This window comes from Rhizobium sp. BK098 (assembly GCF_014193155.1).
Classification (GTDB): Bacteria; Pseudomonadota; Alphaproteobacteria; order Rhizobiales; family Rhizobiaceae; genus Rhizobium.
The window spans coordinates 378,385-394,968 of record NZ_JACHYY010000005.1 but is presented as its reverse complement, the minus strand read 5'-3'; the positions used below and the strand labels follow the sequence as shown (position 1 = coordinate 394,968).

Sequence of the window (16,584 nt, the reverse complement as noted above, 5' to 3'; positions counted from 1 at the left end):
CGATGGCGGGCGGACACCGGCAACGCATTCTGACTATTCCGGCAGGCCTGCCCTTCCTGAAAACGCTTGCGACCGCGCTCTGCGATGGCCGGCTGACCGAGCATTTCCGTCACGATCCGGCGGACCCGCTGTCACTCGCCAAGGTCAGCATCTTCCTGCCGACGCGACGCGCGGCGCGCGTGCTGCGCTCGGAATTCGTCGACCTGCTCGGCGGCCGCTCCGCCATCCTGCCCGTCATTCGCCCACTCGGCGAAACCGATGACGACAGCGGCTATTTCGAAGAAGCACTGCCCAAAACGGCCGATCTGGCGCAGCCGCTTGCCAATACGGCGCGGCTCTTGGAACTGGCCCGGCTGATCCTTGCCTGGCGCAACAAGCTGCCGCAGATCGTGCGCGACATTCACTCCGATTCGCCGCTGGTGGCGCCGGCAAGCCCGGCGGATGCCATCTGGCTCGCGCGCAATCTCGCCGAGCTCATCGATTCGCTGGAGACCGAGGATCGCGAGTGGAGCGAGCTTGCCACTCTCAGCGCGGAGGATCATGCGCTCTGGTGGCAGCTGACGGCCGAATTCCTGTCGATCGCCAGCGACTTCTGGCCGGCGCGTCTTGAAGAACTCGGAAAGTCCTCGCCCGCCCGCAACCGCAACGCCATCCTGCGCGCCGAGGCGCAGCGCATCTCCAACATGCGGCATCCCGGGCCGGTTATCATAGCAGGCTCGACGGGCTCGGTGCCGGCAACGGCTGAGTTGATTGCAGCGGTCGCTGCCTTGCCGCAAGGCGTGATCGTGCTGCCCGGCCTCGATCTTGCGATGCCGGACGAGGATTGGCAGCTCGTGGCGCCGGAGACATCCATCGGCGAACGAGCTGATCCGACGACGCGCAGCCATCCCCAATATGGTCTCTCGCTGCTGCTGAAACGGTTGCAAGTCACGCGGCGCGATGTCGAACCGATAGCCGATGCGGCTGAAACCATGCAGATGCGGGCGCAGATCCTATCGCGCGCGCTGGCGCCGGCCAAGGCGACGAGCGGCTGGGGAAGCTGGCGCAACACACTCGCTCCCGATGCGATCCTGGGCGCATTTGCCGACGTCGCCCTCATCGAAGCCGCCAACGAACGCGAGGAGGCGACCGCGATTGCCATCGCCTTACGGCTGGCGCTGGAGAAACCGGGGCGCAACGGTGGTGAAAGCCAGGCGGCTTTGATTACCCCCGACCGCAATCTCGCCCGACGGGTAACAGCCGAGCTTGCCCGCTTCGGCATCACCGCGGACGATTCCGCCGGTACGCCGCTGAGCGCCACGCCTCAGGGCACGTTGCTGCAATTGCTGCTGGAAGCATCGCTTCGCCCTGGCGATCCCGTCGCCGTCGTCGCGCTGCTGAAACATCCTCTTGCCTTGTTCGGCCTGCCTGCGGAGACGCACCAGCCAGGCGTCGATGCGCTGGAGATCCTGGCGCTCAGAGGCGGTGTCGACAATATCGACATCGGCAGGCTGGAGGCCCTGCTCGACGACCGCATGGCGGAACAAGCCAATGACCGTTACGCCCCGCAATGGCGCAAAGCGCTGCCGCCTGAGGCGATCGAGCATGCACGCGCGCTTGCCCAGCGAGTGGCTGTGGCATGCGAACCGCTGGTATCGGCGCTTTCCCTACCCGCATCGGAGGGTCTCCTCACACTTTCGGATTGGGCGGAGCGTACCGGCCGCGCCCTTGAAACCGCGGCCGTCGACGAGCGCGGCAGCCTGGCAGGCCTCTGGTCCGGCGAGGCGGGGGACACCCTTGCCGGCCTCCTTCGCGATGTCATCGAGACCGATGGCCAGCTGGAAGCCGACGGTGTGCAGTGGATCGATATCATGGCCGCGCTCTGCGTGGGGCAGGCGGTGAAGCCCCGCGCACTCAGCCATCCCCGCCTCTTCATCTTCGGTACGCTGGAAGCGCGCCTGCAGAGTGTCGATACGCTGATCCTCGGCGGCTTGAACGAAGGGTCCTGGCCGGGGCAGACGGCCAACAACCCCTTCATTTCCCGCAGCATGAAAACCGAAATCGGCCTGGAACCGCCGGAGCGCCGTATCGGCCAGCTCGCGCATGACTTCGAAATGGCGAACGGCACGCGCGACCTGATCTATTCTCGTGCGCTGCGTCAGGGATCAACGCCGACGGTCGCGTCGCGCTGGCTGCAACGGCTGATCGCACTCGGCGGCAAGGAACTGGAAGAGGCCATGAAGGCGCGCGGCGACCAGTATCGCCTCTGGGCCGCGATGATCGACGAGGGCGAAAATCAGGCCCCGGCGCTGCGCCCGGCACCAAAGCCGCCAGCGGAGCTGCAGCCGAAGAGCTATTCCTTCAGCGAGGTGGGGCGGCTGCGCCGCGATCCGTACTCGATCTATGCCCGGCGCGTGCTGCGGCTCGATCCGGTCGATCCGTTCAATCGCGATCCAGGCCCGGCCGAACGCGGCACGCTCTACCACAAGATCATCGACCGCTTCGTCCGAGAAGGGCATGCGGCCGGCACGCCCGATGCGGCGCTGGCGATGAATCAGATCATCGCCGAGCTTTTCGATGCCGAAAGGCTGCCTGTTCATATCGACAGCGTCTGGCGGCCGCGGTTCCGCGAAGTGGCGCGCGCCTTCCTTGCCTGGGAAGCTGAACGGCGGCCGACGGTTCGCAAAACGGCGACGGAAGTGCCCGCCGGCGTCGAGATCGAGCCGATCGGCATTCGGCTCACGGGCGTTGCCGACCGCATCGACATCAAGAGTGACAAGGGTGCCGACCTCATCGACTACAAGACCGGCTACAATCCCTCTCCGCCACAGGCGCGCGCGCTGCTCGATCCACAGCTGGCATTGGAAGCCTATGCGCTGAAGGCCGGCGCGTTCCGCAACATCGGCGCACTAACCCCCGAAAACCTGCTTTATGTCCGGCTGCGGCCCGGCGATCGCTTCAAGGTCGACCAGGTCAACAACGAGCATTCCAGCCGCGGCGGCAAGACGGAAACGAAGTCGGCTATGGATCTGGCGCAAGAGTCGATGGACCAGCTCGTCAAATTCGTCTCGCTGCTGCAATCCGGCGAGAAGGGCTTTTCCTCGCGGCTGATTCCGGCCCAGCAGTTCGAATATGGCGGCGACTACGATCACCTCGCCCGTGTCTCGGAATGGTCGACGGCCGAGACCGAGCAGGAAGGCGGCGGCGATGAGTGATTTTTCCGCCGACGATATCGCCATCCTGCCCGAAAGCGACGATCCCGGCGTCTGGATCAGCTGGACGACCATCCAGCAGTCGATCGCGTCGGATCCCGAACGCTCGGCCTGGGTTTCGGCCAATGCCGGCTCCGGCAAGACGCACGTACTGACGCAACGCGTCATCCGCCTGCTTCTTTCCGGCGCGCGGCCCTCGGCCATCCTCTGCCTCACCTATACCAAGGCGGCAGCGTCCGAAATGTCGAACCGTGTCTTCGATCGGCTTGCCGCCTGGGCGACGATGCCGGACGAGGAGCTGAAGAAACGCATCGCCGATATCGAAGGCAAGGAGCCCGATCTCTTCAAGCTCGCCGAGGCACGCCGTCTCTTTGCCAAGGCGCTGGAAACGCCCGGCGGATTGAAGATCCAGACCATCCATGCCTTCTGCGAAGCCTTGCTGCACCAATTCCCGCTCGAGGCCAATGTTGCCGGCCATTTCTCCGTTCTCGATGATCGAGCCGCCGAAGTTCTGCTCGACGATGCACGCCGCGCGTTGCTGACGGCAACGACGCCGCATGGTGATGCCGAACTGGCGCGAGCTTTCGACTATGTGCTCGATCTCGGCGATGAATCCGGCCTTGAGACCCTACTGGGTGATATCGTCGCCAATCGCAATGCTATCCGCCGCTTCACCGAAGCGGCCGAGCGCAAAGGCGGCATCGAGGCCGCATTGCTCGCCCGGCTTGGCCTTTCGCCCGGCGAGACGGAAAGGAGCATTGCCGAACAATATTGGCCGCTGCCGGGCCTCTCAGGCGCGACGCTGGAGCTTTATCTGACGCTTGCCGACGAGAAGGGCGGCGCCAAGGCGCAGGAAATGGCCTACGCACTGCGCCTTGCCAAGCGCGAGGCAGATCCGATCGCGCGCGCCGAAATCCTCGAAAAGGCCATGCTAACCGCGAAGGGCGAACCGAAGTCGGACAGCCAATTCTTCGTCAAGGCGATGCTTGCGGATGCGCCGGCACTCGCGGATGCCGTCGCTGAAGCACGCGCCCATGTCGTTGCCTGCCGTGACCGGCTGAAGCTGATGCGGATGTATCGCGCCACCCATGCGGCCCTCATTCTCGCCGATCGCTTGAACCGCGACTACGAGGAGCTGAAGAAGCGCCGCAGCCAGCTCGATTTCGAAGACCTCATCACCCGCACGGCCGATCTCTTGACCAAGAAGGATGTCGGCCCCTGGATTCACTACAAGCTGGATCAGGGCATCGACCACATTCTCGTGGACGAGGCGCAGGATACGAGCCCGATCCAATGGAGCGTCATCCAATCGCTGGCCGAGGATTTCTTCTCCGGGGACAGCGCCCGGCCGACGCAGCGCACGATCTTTGCCGTCGGCGACGAGAAGCAATCGATCTATTCGTTCCAGGGCGCTCGTCCCGAACGCTTTTCCGAGGAAAGCGATCGCACGCGGCGGCGCGTGGCGGCGAGCGGCCTGCAATTCTCGTCGATTCGCCTGCCGCTGTCCTTCCGCTCGACTGCTGATGTGCTCGGCGCCGTCGACCATGTCTTTACGAGCCCGGAGAATGCCCGAGGACTCAGCGCCCTCAACGAGCCGGTGGTGCATCGCTCCAGCCGCATCGGCCATCCCGGCGCCGTCGATCTTTGGGAGATGATTGCACCGGAGCCGGCCGCCAAGGAAGAAGACTGGACGGCACCTTTCGATTCGACACCGGAAAGCGCGCCGGCCGCCATCCTGGCGCGACGGATGGCGCATACGATCGGCAATCTTGTCGGTCGGGAAACGATCATCGAGAAGGGTAAAGCCCGTTTCATCGAGGCTGGCGACATTCTCGTGCTGGTGCGCAAGCGCGACAGCTTCGTCAATGCTCTGACCCGCGCCCTCAAACGACGTGGCAATATTCCCGTCGCCGGCGCTGATCGCCTGGTGTTGACGAGCCATATCGCCATTCAGGATCTTCTCGCGCTCGGCCGCTTCCTGTTGCTGCCGGAAGACGATCTTTCGCTCTGTGCGTTACTGAAGAGCCCATTGTTTGATTTAAGCGAAGGGGATGTCTTTGCCGTTGCCGCCTATCGCGACGACGAGGAAAGCGTCTGGAGCCACCTGCAGAAATTTGCCGCGGACGGCCATGACCGCTTCAGCCAGGCGGTCGAGCGGCTGCGAACCTTCCTTGCTCTGTCGAAGAATCTTCCCGTTCATGATTTCTATGCGCGCGTGCTCGGCAGCTTTGGCGGCCGGCGGAAATTTCTGGCGCGGCTTGGCACAGAGGTCAGCGATATCCTCGACGAATTCCTGACCTTTACGCTCGATCACGAGACAAGCGGCCTGCCCGGCCTGCAATCCTTCATCTCGACGCTGGAGCTGGAAGCGCCGACGGTCAAGCGCGAGCAAGACAAGGGCCGCAACGAAGTCCGGATCATGACGGTGCACGCCTCGAAGGGGTTGGAAGCGCCGATCGTCTTTCTCGTCGATGGCGGCGGTAAGGCCTTCACCCATACACATCTGCCGAAGATGCGGCTGATCGAAACCGGAGGGGATGAGATCCCGCTACCGGTCTGGGTGCCGGTCTCGGCACTTGCCAATTCGCTGACGCAGGCCGACACCGCGCGGCTGCAGGCGCTGGCGGAGGAGGAATATCGACGGCTGCTCTACGTCGGCATGACGCGCGCCGCCGACCGCCTGATCATCTGCGGTTACCGCGGCATCCGCGAGAACGCCGATACCTGGCATGCGATGATTTCAGCCGCCCTGCGCGGCGATGAGCTGCACTGCACACAAAAGACCTTCACCGGCCCGGATGGCGACTGGGAGGGGTTAAGCTGGCGCGTCGCCCAGGTTCAGCTCGAATTCGAGGCCGCGAGAGAGCATGAAAGGCGTTCGGAACGGACGGATTTGCCTGCAGGTCTGAGCCGGCCATTGCCGCCGCAGAAAAGCTTGCCGCGGCCGCTGAGCCCCTCCGGCGTCGGCACCGTCATCGATGAGGAAGCCGACGATCTGCTGGTGACTTCGGCGCTTTTCGGCGAGAAAGCCAAATCCGACCGCGCCTTACAGAAGGGTCGCTTCATCCACCGTATGCTGCAGACCTTGCCTGAAATCGCGCCCGAAGAGCGCGCCGATGCCGCCCGGCGCTACGCCGAGCGGGCCGCGCGCTTCTGGCCGCAGGCCGAGCAAGAGGCGCTGGTGAAGTCCGTCATAGCGCTGCTGTCGCATCCGGATCTGCAAGGCACCTTCAGCACCCATGCACAGGCCGAAGTGTCGATCATGGGCACGCTGAAGCTCGCCAACCAGTCCTATGCCGTCTCCGGCCGCATCGACCGGCTGGCTGACCTAGACGATCGTGTCGTCATTCTCGACTATAAGACGAATCGCGTGCCGCCCGGCGAGGAAAGCAGCATTCCCTTCGCGCACAAAGCCCAGCTTGCCATCTATCGGGAAATTCTTTCGCCGCTCTATCCGGGGAAACGCATCGACTGCATGCTGGTCTATACCGAAAATGCCTCGATCTACACGCTGTCAGACAGGGCGCTTGCATTGGCGCTTGCGGAGCTCGAGACAAAGTGAAATACCAGATATTGAAATATGGGCACCGCACCATCACATATCTAGCAACCCGTAAATCCTGGTAAGGAGCAGCCTATGGCTACCGTTAAAGTCGATACCTCCAACTTCGCCACCGAAGTGCTGCAGTCTGCAGAGCCTGTCGTCGTTGATTTCTGGGCCGAATGGTGCGGTCCGTGCAAGATGATCGCCCCGGCTCTGGAAGAGCTTGCCGTGCAGTTCGAAGGCAAGGTCAAGGTTGCCAAGCTCAACATCGACGAAAATCCGGAACTGGCCGCCCAGTTCGGCGTTCGCTCGATCCCGACGCTCGCCATGTTCAAGGCCGGCGAAGTCGCTGACATCAAGGTCGGCGCCGCTCCCAAGACGGCCCTGCAGAACTGGATCTCCAGCGCAGCCTGATCGGTATCGACTGTAGAAACAAGAGCCCCGCTTCGGCGGGGTTTTTTGTTGGTGCGGAGAGAGCGGGTCATCCTTGCTCTTCGAGGCTTCGCACCTCAGGGTGAGGATGGAGCAGGCTCGTCCCCATGGCAACGCAGAGGCAACGAAGAAATGAGCCCGTAGCGGCTGGGCGCGAAGGTCAGCCCTCATGCTGAGGAGGCCCAGGCCGTCTCGAAGCACGAGAGCGGGTGGTTGACCACCCGACCAGAATCACCGCGGCGGCGTGCCGTTGTCGGCAAGGACATCGCCGACCAGGTAGAGCGAACCGCCGATCAGGATGCGTGGGGGAGGCGAATTTGGCACGGCCGCACCCTTGATCGCATCCAGCGCCTCAACGACGCTGGACATGGGTTCGGCGATAAGGCCGGCATCATAGGCTGCATTCGCCAGGATAACTGGATCGATCATGGCTTCGCTGCCTCGGATCGGCACGCAATAAACCTTTTCGGCCAGGCCGACAAAGGCTTTGAAATAGCCGATCGGATCCTTGGTATTGATCATGCCGATGATCAGAAACAGAGGCCGCGGCTGGCGCTCCTCGAAATTCGCCATGGCCTCGGCGATGACTTCGCCGGCGCCGGGATTGTGGCCGCCATCGACCCAGATCTCGGAGCGCTCCGGGACATGCGCAACCAGTTCACCTTCCGTCAGTCGCTGCAGGCGGCCCGGCCATTCGACCGAGGTCATCGCCTTTTCCATCATCGCTTCGGTCACGACGAAGCCAGCGGCCTTGACGGCGCGGATGGCGGCGGCGGCATTGCCGTGTTGGTGACGGCCCGGCAGGCGCGGCAGCGGCAGGTCGGCGAGGCCGAACTCGTCCTGGTAGACCAGCTTGCCGTATTCCTCATGGGCGGAAAAATCCTGACCGAAAACGGCGGTCGGACAACGAAGCCGCTCGGCCGTCGAGATCAGCACGTCGAGTGCTGCATCATAGTCCTGATGGCCGATGACGACAGGGTGGCCCGGCTTCATGATGCCGGCCTTTTCGGCAGCGATCAGTTCGACGCGGTCGCCGAGGTAGGGCTGGTGATCGAGCGAAATCGGCATGATGACCGACACGGCAGGATCGGAAATAACATTCGTGGCGTCGAAACGGCCGCCAAGACCAACCTCGATGACGGCAACATCTGCCGGATGTTCGGCAAAGAGGAGAAAGGTCGCTGCCGTCAGGATTTCGAAGACGGTGATTTTTTTCCCGCCATTGGCCTTGGCGATGCGTTTCAGCGCATCGGCAAACACGGCATCGTCGACGAGCTTGCCGCGGCCGCCCTTGACGCCGATGCGATAGCGTTCATGCCAATTGACGAGATGCGGCGAGGTGTGGACGTGGACGCTGTAGCCGCCGGCTTCGAGTAGCGCGCGGCAGAAGGCCGTGACGGACCCCTTGCCGTTGGTGCCGGCGACATGGATCACCGGCGGCAATTTCTGATGAGGGTTGCCGAGGGCGTCGAGCAGCCGGGTTATTCTCTCCAGAGAAAGATCGAAGCCCTTGGGGTGCAACCCCATGAGCTTCTCGATCTCGCGTGCTGCCTCGCTCATTGCGGACTGATCCATAGACGTCATCCCGCACCTCCGCCCGTCGGCAATCGATGATGTCAGGCGCTCGCTGCTATCGCCAGTGCTGCGCCATTCTTATTCTTGACCGATACGTCGTTTGCCGGCGCCTTGGTCAGGATCTTCAGAAGCGTCGCCAGGGTGTCAGGAATGTCGTGACGCTTGACCACCATATCCACCATGCCGTGCTCCAGCAGGTATTCCGAAGTCTGGAAGCCTTCGGGAAGCTTTTCGCGCAGCGTCTGCTCGATCACGCGTTTGCCGGCAAAGCCGATTTCGGCGCCGGGTTCGGCGAGATGAATGTCGCCCAGCATCGCATAGGAGGCCGTGACGCCGCCGGTCGTCGGGTTGGTCAGAACCACGACGTAGGGCTGGCCAGCTTCCTTCAGCATGTCGACGGCAACCGTCGTGCGCGGCAGCTGCATCAGCGACAAAATGCCTTCCTGCATGCGGGCGCCGCCCGAAGCCGGGAACATCACGACAGGGCATTTTTCGGCGATCGCACGCTCGAAAGCCTTCACGATAGCTTCGCCGGCCGCCATGCCGAGCGAGCCGCCGATGAAGTTGAACTCATGAACGATGGCGACGAGCTTCAGGCCGCGAACTTTGCCGACGCCGGAGAGGATCGTATCCTCCTGCTCGGTCTTCAAGCGGCTGTCCTTCAGGCGGTCGGTATATTTCTTCGAATCCCGGAACTTCAGCGGATCCTGCGCGACCTTCGGCTGCGGCAGGGCTTCGTATTCGCCGTTGTCGAAGAGATCAGCAAGGCGAGCCTTGGCCGGCATCTTCATATGGAAGCCGGATGCGGGGATGACCCACTTGTTGTCTTCCAGATCCTTGTGGAAGACCATCTCGCCCGTTTCCGGGCACTTGATCCAGAGATTCTCCGGAACCTCGCGACGGCCCAGCATGGAATTGATCCGCGGGCGGACGTAGTTCGTGATCCAGTTCAATTCGAAACTCCTAATCGACCGAATTAATCGATATCCTAGTCGTCACCAAATGCCCATAGGGCTTTTCCATCAATCCGCAGGGGATTGATGGGAGGCCTATATGGGAAAACTATTCGGCGGCAACAAGGCGGGCGGAACGCGTTCCTGTCGACAGGCCGCGCACCAGGGTGGCGACAGCCTGGATGGTGTCTGCTGTTGCCTTGCCGTCCTTGGTCAGGCTGGTGGCGATCTGGTTGACGATCGCGGTGCCTACAACGACGCCGTCAGCGGAGGCGCCGATCAGCTTGGCATGTTCGGCCGTCTTGACGCCAAAGCCGACGCAGACCGGCAGCTCGGTATGCTGCTTGATGCGCTCGACGGCACCCGAGACCAGCGACGGATCGGGCAATGCCGAACCGGTGATGCCGTTCATCGAGACGTAGTAGACGAAGCCGGTCGTGTTCTTCAGAACCGTCGGCAGGCGCTTGTCATCGGTGGTGGGCGTTGCCAGGCGAATGAAGTTGATGCCCTTGCGGATCGCCGGGATGCAAAGCTCGTCGTCCATTTCCGGCGGCAGATCGACGACGATCAGGCCGTCGATGCCGGCGGCCAGCGCATCGTCGAGGAACTTTTCGACGCCGTAGATGTAGATCGGATTGTAATAGCCCATCATGACGATCGGCGTATCGGCATCGACTTTACGGAAATCGGCGGCGAGTTGCAGCGTCTTCTTCAGCGTCTGGCCGGCCTTCAGGGCGCGCTGGCCGGCAAGCTGGATCGCCGGGCCGTCGGCCATGGGATCGGAAAAGGGCATGCCGAGCTCGATGACGTCGGCGCCGGCTTCCGGCAGCGCCTTCATGATGCCGAGCGAGGTCTCGTAATCGGGATCGCCGCCCATGAAATAGGTGACGAGTGCCGGGCGGCCTTCAGCCTTCAAAGCGGCGAAGCGTTTGTCCATACGTGCGGTCATGGCGTCTAACTCACATTCCCAGAATCTTGCCGACGGTAAAGATATCCTTGTCACCGCGGCCGGAGAGGTTCATCAGGATGATCTCGTCCTTGCCCATCTTCGGGGCACGCTTGATGACTTCGGCGAGCGCATGGCTCGGCTCCAGCGCCGGAATGATGCCCTCAAGGCGCGTCAGCGTCTGGAAGGCTTCGAGCGCCTCGTGGTCCATAATCGGCACATATTCGGCGCGGCCGATATCGTTCAGCCAGGAATGCTCCGGGCCGATGCCGGGATAGTCGAGGCCGGCCGAGATGGAATGGCCTTCCTTGATCTGGCCGTCGCCATCCTGCAGCAGATAGGTGCGGTTGCCGTGCAGCACGCCGGGCGAACCGGCGGTGATCGAGGCACAATGCTCGTCACCCTGCAGACCCTTGCCGCCGGCTTCCACGCCGACGATCTTGACGCCCTCGTCATCGAGGAAGGGATGGAAGATGCCGATCGCATTCGAGCCGCCGCCGACGGCCGCAATGACGAGATCCGGCAGGCGGCCTTCGGCCTCCAGAATCTGCGCGCGGGCTTCGGTGCCGATCACGGCCTGGAAATCGCGGACCATTTCCGGATAGGGATGCGGGCCGGCGGCCGTGCCGATCAGGTAATAGGTGTCTTCGACATTGGTGACCCAATCACGAAGGGCTTCGTTCATGGCGTCCTTGAGCGTGCCGCTGCCGGCTGTCACCGGAATGACCTCGGCGCCCAAGAGCTTCATGCGGAACACGTTCGGCGCCTGGCGTTCGACATCGGTCGCGCCCATGTAGACGACGCAAGGCAGGCCGAAACGGGCGGCAACGGTCGCCGATGCTACGCCATGCTGGCCGGCGCCGGTTTCGGCGATGATGCGGGTCTTGCCCATGCGCTTGGCGAGCAGGATCTGGCCGATGCAGTTGTTGATCTTGTGCGAGCCGGTATGGTTCAGCTCTTCGCGCTTGAAGTAGATCTTCGCGCCACCAAGCTCAGCCGTCAGGCGCTCGGCAAAGTAAAGCGGGCTCGGACGGCCAATATAATGCGTGCCGAGAGACTTCAGCTCCGCCTGAAAGGCCGGATCGTCCTTCGCCTTCGCCCATTCCTCCTGCAGGTCCAGGATCAGCGGCATGAGCGTTTCGGCAACGAAACGACCGCCGTAAATGCCGAAACGGCCATCCTCATCGGGGCCGGAGCGGAAGGAATTGAGTTTAGGCGTCTGGTTCACTTTCTACTCCCTGCTGCCGGTTCCGGCAGACATGCTTCTGCAAAAGCGTCGAAAAACTGGTCGATCTTGCCTAGATCCTTCACGCCGGGCGCGCTTTCAAGGGCGGAGGAAAGATCGATGCCACTGGCCTTGGTGGAGGCCAGCGCCTCGGCGACATTGTCCTTGTTGACACCGCCGGACAGCATGTAATCCACCCGATCGTCGAGCCAGCTCATCAGGCTCCAATCGAAGGATACGCCGTTTCCGCCCGGCAGCACAGAGCCGGCCGGCGGCTTGGCATCGAAGAGGAAGCGGTCGGCAATGCCGATATAGGATTCCACCCGCTTCAGATCGTCGGCATCGCGCACCGACATGGCCTTCATGACCGGCACGTTATGGACCGCCTTGATGGTCAGCACGCGCTCCGGGCTCTCATTGCCATGGAGCTGCAGCATATCGGGCTTCACAAGCGCCATGATCTCATCGAGATCGTCATTGGTGGGATCGACCGTGACGGCAACGACCTTCGCCTTGCCGCGCGCGCGCTCCGCTAGCTGGCCGGCGAGATCGGGCTCGATATAGCGCGGGCTTTTTTCAAAGAAGATGAAGCCGATATGGGTGGCGCCGCGCTCGAGAGCACGATCCACCGCTTCCGGCGTCTTCAGACCGCAAATTTTGACATCGGGGTTCATGGCAGCGGAGTGACACGAAATTTCGAAAGAGTCGAGCCTAAAGGCGAGGGTCAAGGGTGGTTTTTCGGCTCGTGACCCACGCGATGACCTCTTGAAACAACAGTTTGCGCTTTACTTCACGGCGATTACGACCTTGCCTTTGGCGCGACCGGTGTCGACATAGGCCAGCGCCTCATTCGTGCTCTGGAACGGGAAGACCCGATCGACGACCGCTCTTATGGCTCCTGCCTCTATCAAAGAGGTGATCTTGCGGAGCTGTCCGCCGTTCGCGGTCATGAAGAGGAACGAATAGCTGACGCCACGACGTTTTGATTTTCTGCGAATGCCGAAGCTCAACAGCCCCATGAGCAGCTGAAACAACCATCCGGAACCATTCTGCCTGGCAAACGCCGCGTCCGGCGGACCGGAAATCGAGATGAGCTTCCCGCCCGGCTTCAGGACACGAAGCGATTTCTCCAGCGTATCCTTGCCAAGGCTGTTCAGCACGACGTCGTAGCCCTGCAATACCTTTTCGAAATCATCTTTTTTGTAGTCGACGACGACGTCGGCTCCGAGGCTTTTGACGAGATCGACATTAGCTGTGCTCGTCGTCGTCGCAACATGCGCTCCAAGGTATTTGGCGAGCTGGATGGCGACCGTTCCCACGCCACCCGAGCCCGCGTGAATGAGTACCTTTTGCCCCTTCCTCAGTTTTGCCTGCTCGACGAGCGCCTGCCAGGCGGTCAACGCAACGAGCGGCACCGATGCCGCCTCTTCCATCGTCAGATTCTGCGGCTTGAGCGCCACATCAGCCTCGTTCATCGCGATGAACTCCGCGAACGTGCCGATGCGATCGTGGCCCGGACGCGCATAAACTTCGTCACCCGGCTTGAAGCCACGGACACTGGGGCCGACCCGGACGACGACGCCCGCGACATCGTTGCCGAGGATGAGCGGAAGGCGATAAGGCAGGATGAGCTTGAACTCACCATCTCTGATTTTGGCATCGAGAGGATTCACGCTGGCGGCATGTATCTCCACCATCACATCGTTCTCTCGCAACTCCGGCACCGGGCTTTCACCGAACCGAAGAGCGCCACCTTTCGCATAGCGATCGATCAGAAATGCTTTCATGGGACTGACTTCCGTTTCCAGGGTAGCAAATAGCCGGGCATCGAAGATGTAGCATCGGCAATGGAGGTTATCAGGCGGGAAGCCCGTTGAACTTGCGCAGGTTTTTGTCGACGAACGCTTCCGGCAGAAAACGGCGTATGAAGTGAACCTGCTTTGCTATCTTGCCTGCGGTATAGCGTCTCCTGGGCGATGCGGCGTTGGCGGCTTTGACCACCATGTCGGCGACCACCTCCGGCGCGTCGCCTCTCTCGACGATCTCACGCATCAGCTTTTCCGCATTGGCACGAGCTTTATCGTACGCAGAGAGCGGTCGATCCGGCCGCGTGATGTTCTCTTCGAAGGCAGTGCGGGTAACGCCTGGTTCGACGAGGACGACGCGTATACCTTGCGTGCGGACTTCATGGTCGAGGGATTCGGAATATCCCTCTAGGGCATGTTTGGTCGATGCATAGAGCGCATTGTAGGGCGCGGGAATCAGCCCGAGGATGGAGCTGATATTGATGATTCTGCCTTTTCTCTGCCGTCTCATTACAGGCAGGATCGCGTTCGTCACGCGCAGTACGCCGAAAACATTGACATCGAAAAGCGCCCTCGCCTGTGCCACGGAGGATTCCTCGGCGCCGCCAAGCAATCCAATTCCCGCATTGTTGACGAGCAGATCGATCCTTCCGGCGCGGACCATTATATCATCGACTGCCGCCTGCACGGATTTATCGTCCGTGACATCACAGACCAGCATCGAAACGCCGTCGGGAGCGTCGGCCAACGGTTTCCGGCTGGTTCCAAATACTTTGTATCCCTCGCGCAGTAGCGCCTGCGCGGTCACTCGCCCTATACCGGAAGAGGCGCCCGTGACCAGGGCGACGCCGCGTTCTGTCTTACTCATCGGTCTTCGCTTTCATTTTCACGTGGAATATCGATGAACATTCTGTTACTATCAAATTAGTAGTAAGTCACTATCAAAAAGATATCGACATGAAGAATCTTTCGAACCAGCCATGTCTGATCGCCCGCAGCCTCGCATTGGTGGGCGATGCGTGGAGCATGTTAATCTTGCGGGATGCCCATGCAGGGCTCACGCGCTTTGACGAGTTTCGCAAGAGTCTCGGCATCGCGCCGACGATGCTGACCGCTCGGCTATCCGCCCTCACAGAAGATGGCCTGCTGGAGAAACGCCGCTACTCCGAGCGGCCTCCGCGTGATGAATATGTGCTGACGGCGGCTGGTCAGGATTTTCTGCCGGTCCTATTTGCGATCGGGGCATGGGGGCGCAAGCATCGCCCAAGCGACGGCGTGACCCGTTTCTTTGACGCTGAAACTGGAACAGAGATCGATGCCGTCACGATCGACCGTGCGACGGGGGCTCCCATCGGAACGCGCCGGATCCGCATTGCCGTGCCGGAATGAAATGTCCCGGGCGCGAGGAGCAGAGGTCTTGCTCGTGTAACATGCCGCTATCGGCTCACAGCGGAGTTTGAGCGCCTTCGATCGACCCAAACAGCATGTTCAATCAAAATCGATCGCGTGCAGCTGGCTGCCATGGCGCTTCAACCAGGCCTTGGCCTCGTCCATGTCGGGGCAAAGCTTGCGGCAGAGCGCCCAGAAGCGAGGCCCATGGTTCATCTCGCGCAAGTGCGCGACCTCATGTGCGGCGAGGTAATCGATGACCAACGGCGGCGCCATGACAATGCGCCATGAGAAGCTCAGGTTCCCTTGCGAGGAACAGGAACCCCAGCGGCTGCGAGTATCCTTCATAGCAATTGACGTGACGGTGGCGCGGATGGATTTGGCGTGGACAGCGACAAGCTTTTCCAGATCGGCGCGCGCCTCCTTCTTGAGGAAAGTGGCGATGCGGCGGCCGGCATGTTCCGGCAGGCCGCTGACGCGCAGCACTGGAACGCCTTCAATCACGATCGCTTCGGTGAGGCCGCGCAGGGTTCCGGTATGCTCGATTCGATGGCGGACACCGCGCAGCAGGATTTCGCTGCCACTGCGCAGGCTGCCATCGGCCGCAAATTTCGCGAGCTTCGTCAGTAGCCAACCCTGATGCCGATCGAGGAAGGCATTGACCTCGCGTGCCGCCAACCCACGTGGAATGGTCATCTTCAGCGACCGCCCGCCGGGCTCGATCCTGAGCGTGATGCGCGTTGCGCGCTCGTGCTGGCGGATCGTCAGCGGCATCAGCCGGCCGGCGACCTCGAGGGTGCGCGTTTCCGGCGCGGGCGGCTTGGCCGGCTGTTTGCGAGATCTGGAGAGCAGCGGAAACATGAGGCAGTTTTATATGATTCGCCAAAGCGCGTCGCAATCTTTCAGATTTGCTCCTTGCGCTTTGGTCCTCGATTTTCGCATATCGTTATCGCAAAACCGCTGCGCACTTTTGTGCGACTTGCTTTGCGGATTCTGGCAAAGAAAAACCGGCATCGGGTGATGCCGGTTTTGACCTCGTGACGGAACTTCCGTCACGGCGTCTGGAATTCAGTCGGCGAGCCGCCATTGTCATTGCGCTTGACGCTGTTGCGCTCGCGCATGAAACGGTCGAACTCTTCCTGGTCCTTGGCACGGCGCAGTTCGCGGGCATAGGAGTCGAATTCGGCGCGCATCTCATCCAGCTTGCGGCGTTCCTGCTCGAGGCGCTCAAGCTCTGCCCGGCGCCAGTCGTCGAAGGCGACGTTGCCGGTCGAGGAGAAAGAGTGGCGATGACGATTGCGATGACGTCCGCAGCCAGCAAACATGCCGTCAGTCCTTTCGTTCACATCCCGTTTGAATTCCCGCAAACGTTCTCCGAAGAGAATATAGGCGAGCATGGCGAAGCCCAGCGGCCAGAAGACCACGAAGCCAAGCACCATCAGGGCAATAGTAGCCGGAGTCCAATCCGGGCGAAGCAATGCAGATTGATTCATTGTCAGGTATCCTCGCACGGCGCATCGCCCC

General features: G+C 61.7%; 13 protein-coding genes. 4 read left to right on the top strand and 9 right to left on the bottom strand.

The window, feature by feature from the left end:
- Positions 1-2: 2 nt before the first annotated feature.
- From addB to trxA, 3 genes are all read left to right on the top strand, one after another.
- The gene (gene addB / locus FHT73_RS16255) at positions 3-3,194 is read left to right on the top strand and encodes a double-strand break repair protein AddB (protein WP_183713038.1); all 3,192 of its coding nucleotides are present in this window, start codon (positions 3-5) and stop codon (positions 3,192-3,194) included.
- Positions 3,187-6,753, top strand: a complete 3,567-nt coding sequence (gene addA, locus FHT73_RS16250) for a double-strand break repair helicase AddA (RefSeq protein ID WP_183712951.1) — start codon at positions 3,187-3,189, stop codon at positions 6,751-6,753. Before addB ends, addA begins: the two co-directional genes overlap by 8 nt.
- A gap of 75 nt (positions 6,754-6,828) precedes the next feature.
- Positions 6,829-7,149 (top strand): thioredoxin, encoded by a 321-nt coding sequence (gene trxA / locus FHT73_RS16245; RefSeq protein WP_015338194.1) that lies wholly within the window; start codon positions 6,829-6,831, stop codon positions 7,147-7,149.
- Between the two features lie 249 nt (positions 7,150-7,398).
- Here trxA and FHT73_RS16240 read toward each other — a convergent pair whose 3' ends face one another.
- From FHT73_RS16240 to FHT73_RS16210, 7 genes are all read right to left on the bottom strand, one after another.
- Positions 7,399-8,751, bottom strand: coding sequence for a folylpolyglutamate synthase/dihydrofolate synthase family protein (locus tag FHT73_RS16240; RefSeq protein WP_246712132.1), 1,353 nt, complete (start codon positions 8,749-8,751; stop codon positions 7,399-7,401).
- A gap of 32 nt (positions 8,752-8,783) precedes the next feature.
- Positions 8,784-9,695: an acetyl-CoA carboxylase, carboxyltransferase subunit beta gene (gene accD / locus FHT73_RS16235; protein ID WP_015338192.1), complete on the bottom strand. Its 912-nt coding sequence runs from the start codon at positions 9,693-9,695 to the stop codon at positions 8,784-8,786.
- 109 nt (positions 9,696-9,804) lie between these two features.
- On the bottom strand, positions 9,805-10,644 hold the full coding sequence (trpA, locus tag FHT73_RS16230; protein ID WP_112338587.1) for a tryptophan synthase subunit alpha: 840 nt from the start codon (positions 10,642-10,644) through the stop codon (positions 9,805-9,807).
- A gap of 10 nt (positions 10,645-10,654) precedes the next feature.
- Positions 10,655-11,869: a tryptophan synthase subunit beta gene (trpB, locus tag FHT73_RS16225; protein ID WP_112338588.1), complete on the bottom strand. Its 1,215-nt coding sequence runs from the start codon at positions 11,867-11,869 to the stop codon at positions 10,655-10,657.
- Positions 11,866-12,540, bottom strand: a complete 675-nt coding sequence (locus FHT73_RS16220; protein WP_112410465.1) for a phosphoribosylanthranilate isomerase — start codon at positions 12,538-12,540, stop codon at positions 11,866-11,868. The genes trpB and FHT73_RS16220 overlap by 4 nt, the downstream gene beginning before the upstream one ends.
- Before the next feature lie 111 nt (positions 12,541-12,651).
- Complete coding sequence (locus FHT73_RS16215) at positions 12,652-13,653, bottom strand: NADP-dependent oxidoreductase (RefSeq protein WP_183712948.1); 1,002 nt, start codon at positions 13,651-13,653, stop codon at positions 12,652-12,654.
- 70 nt (positions 13,654-13,723) lie between these two features.
- Positions 13,724-14,539, bottom strand: a complete 816-nt coding sequence (locus FHT73_RS16210; RefSeq protein ID WP_183712945.1) for an oxidoreductase — start codon at positions 14,537-14,539, stop codon at positions 13,724-13,726.
- A gap of 89 nt (positions 14,540-14,628) precedes the next feature.
- On the opposite strand from FHT73_RS16210, the gene FHT73_RS16205 reads away from it, so the two are divergent.
- The gene (locus FHT73_RS16205; RefSeq protein ID WP_112606976.1) at positions 14,629-15,060 is read left to right on the top strand and encodes a helix-turn-helix domain-containing protein; all 432 of its coding nucleotides are present in this window, start codon (positions 14,629-14,631) and stop codon (positions 15,058-15,060) included.
- A 99-nt stretch (positions 15,061-15,159) separates the two neighbouring features.
- Here the strand turns inward: FHT73_RS16205 and FHT73_RS16200 are convergent, their stop codons facing one another.
- Together FHT73_RS16200 and FHT73_RS16195 are read right to left on the bottom strand one after the other, a co-directional pair.
- Complete coding sequence (locus FHT73_RS16200; RefSeq protein ID WP_112410469.1) at positions 15,160-15,921, bottom strand: SprT family zinc-dependent metalloprotease; 762 nt, start codon at positions 15,919-15,921, stop codon at positions 15,160-15,162.
- Positions 15,922-16,112: 191 nt separating this feature from the next.
- Entirely contained in the window at positions 16,113-16,553 is a 441-nt protein-coding gene (locus FHT73_RS16195; RefSeq protein WP_112410470.1) for a DUF2852 domain-containing protein, read from the bottom strand.
- Positions 16,554-16,584 lie beyond the last annotated feature (31 nt).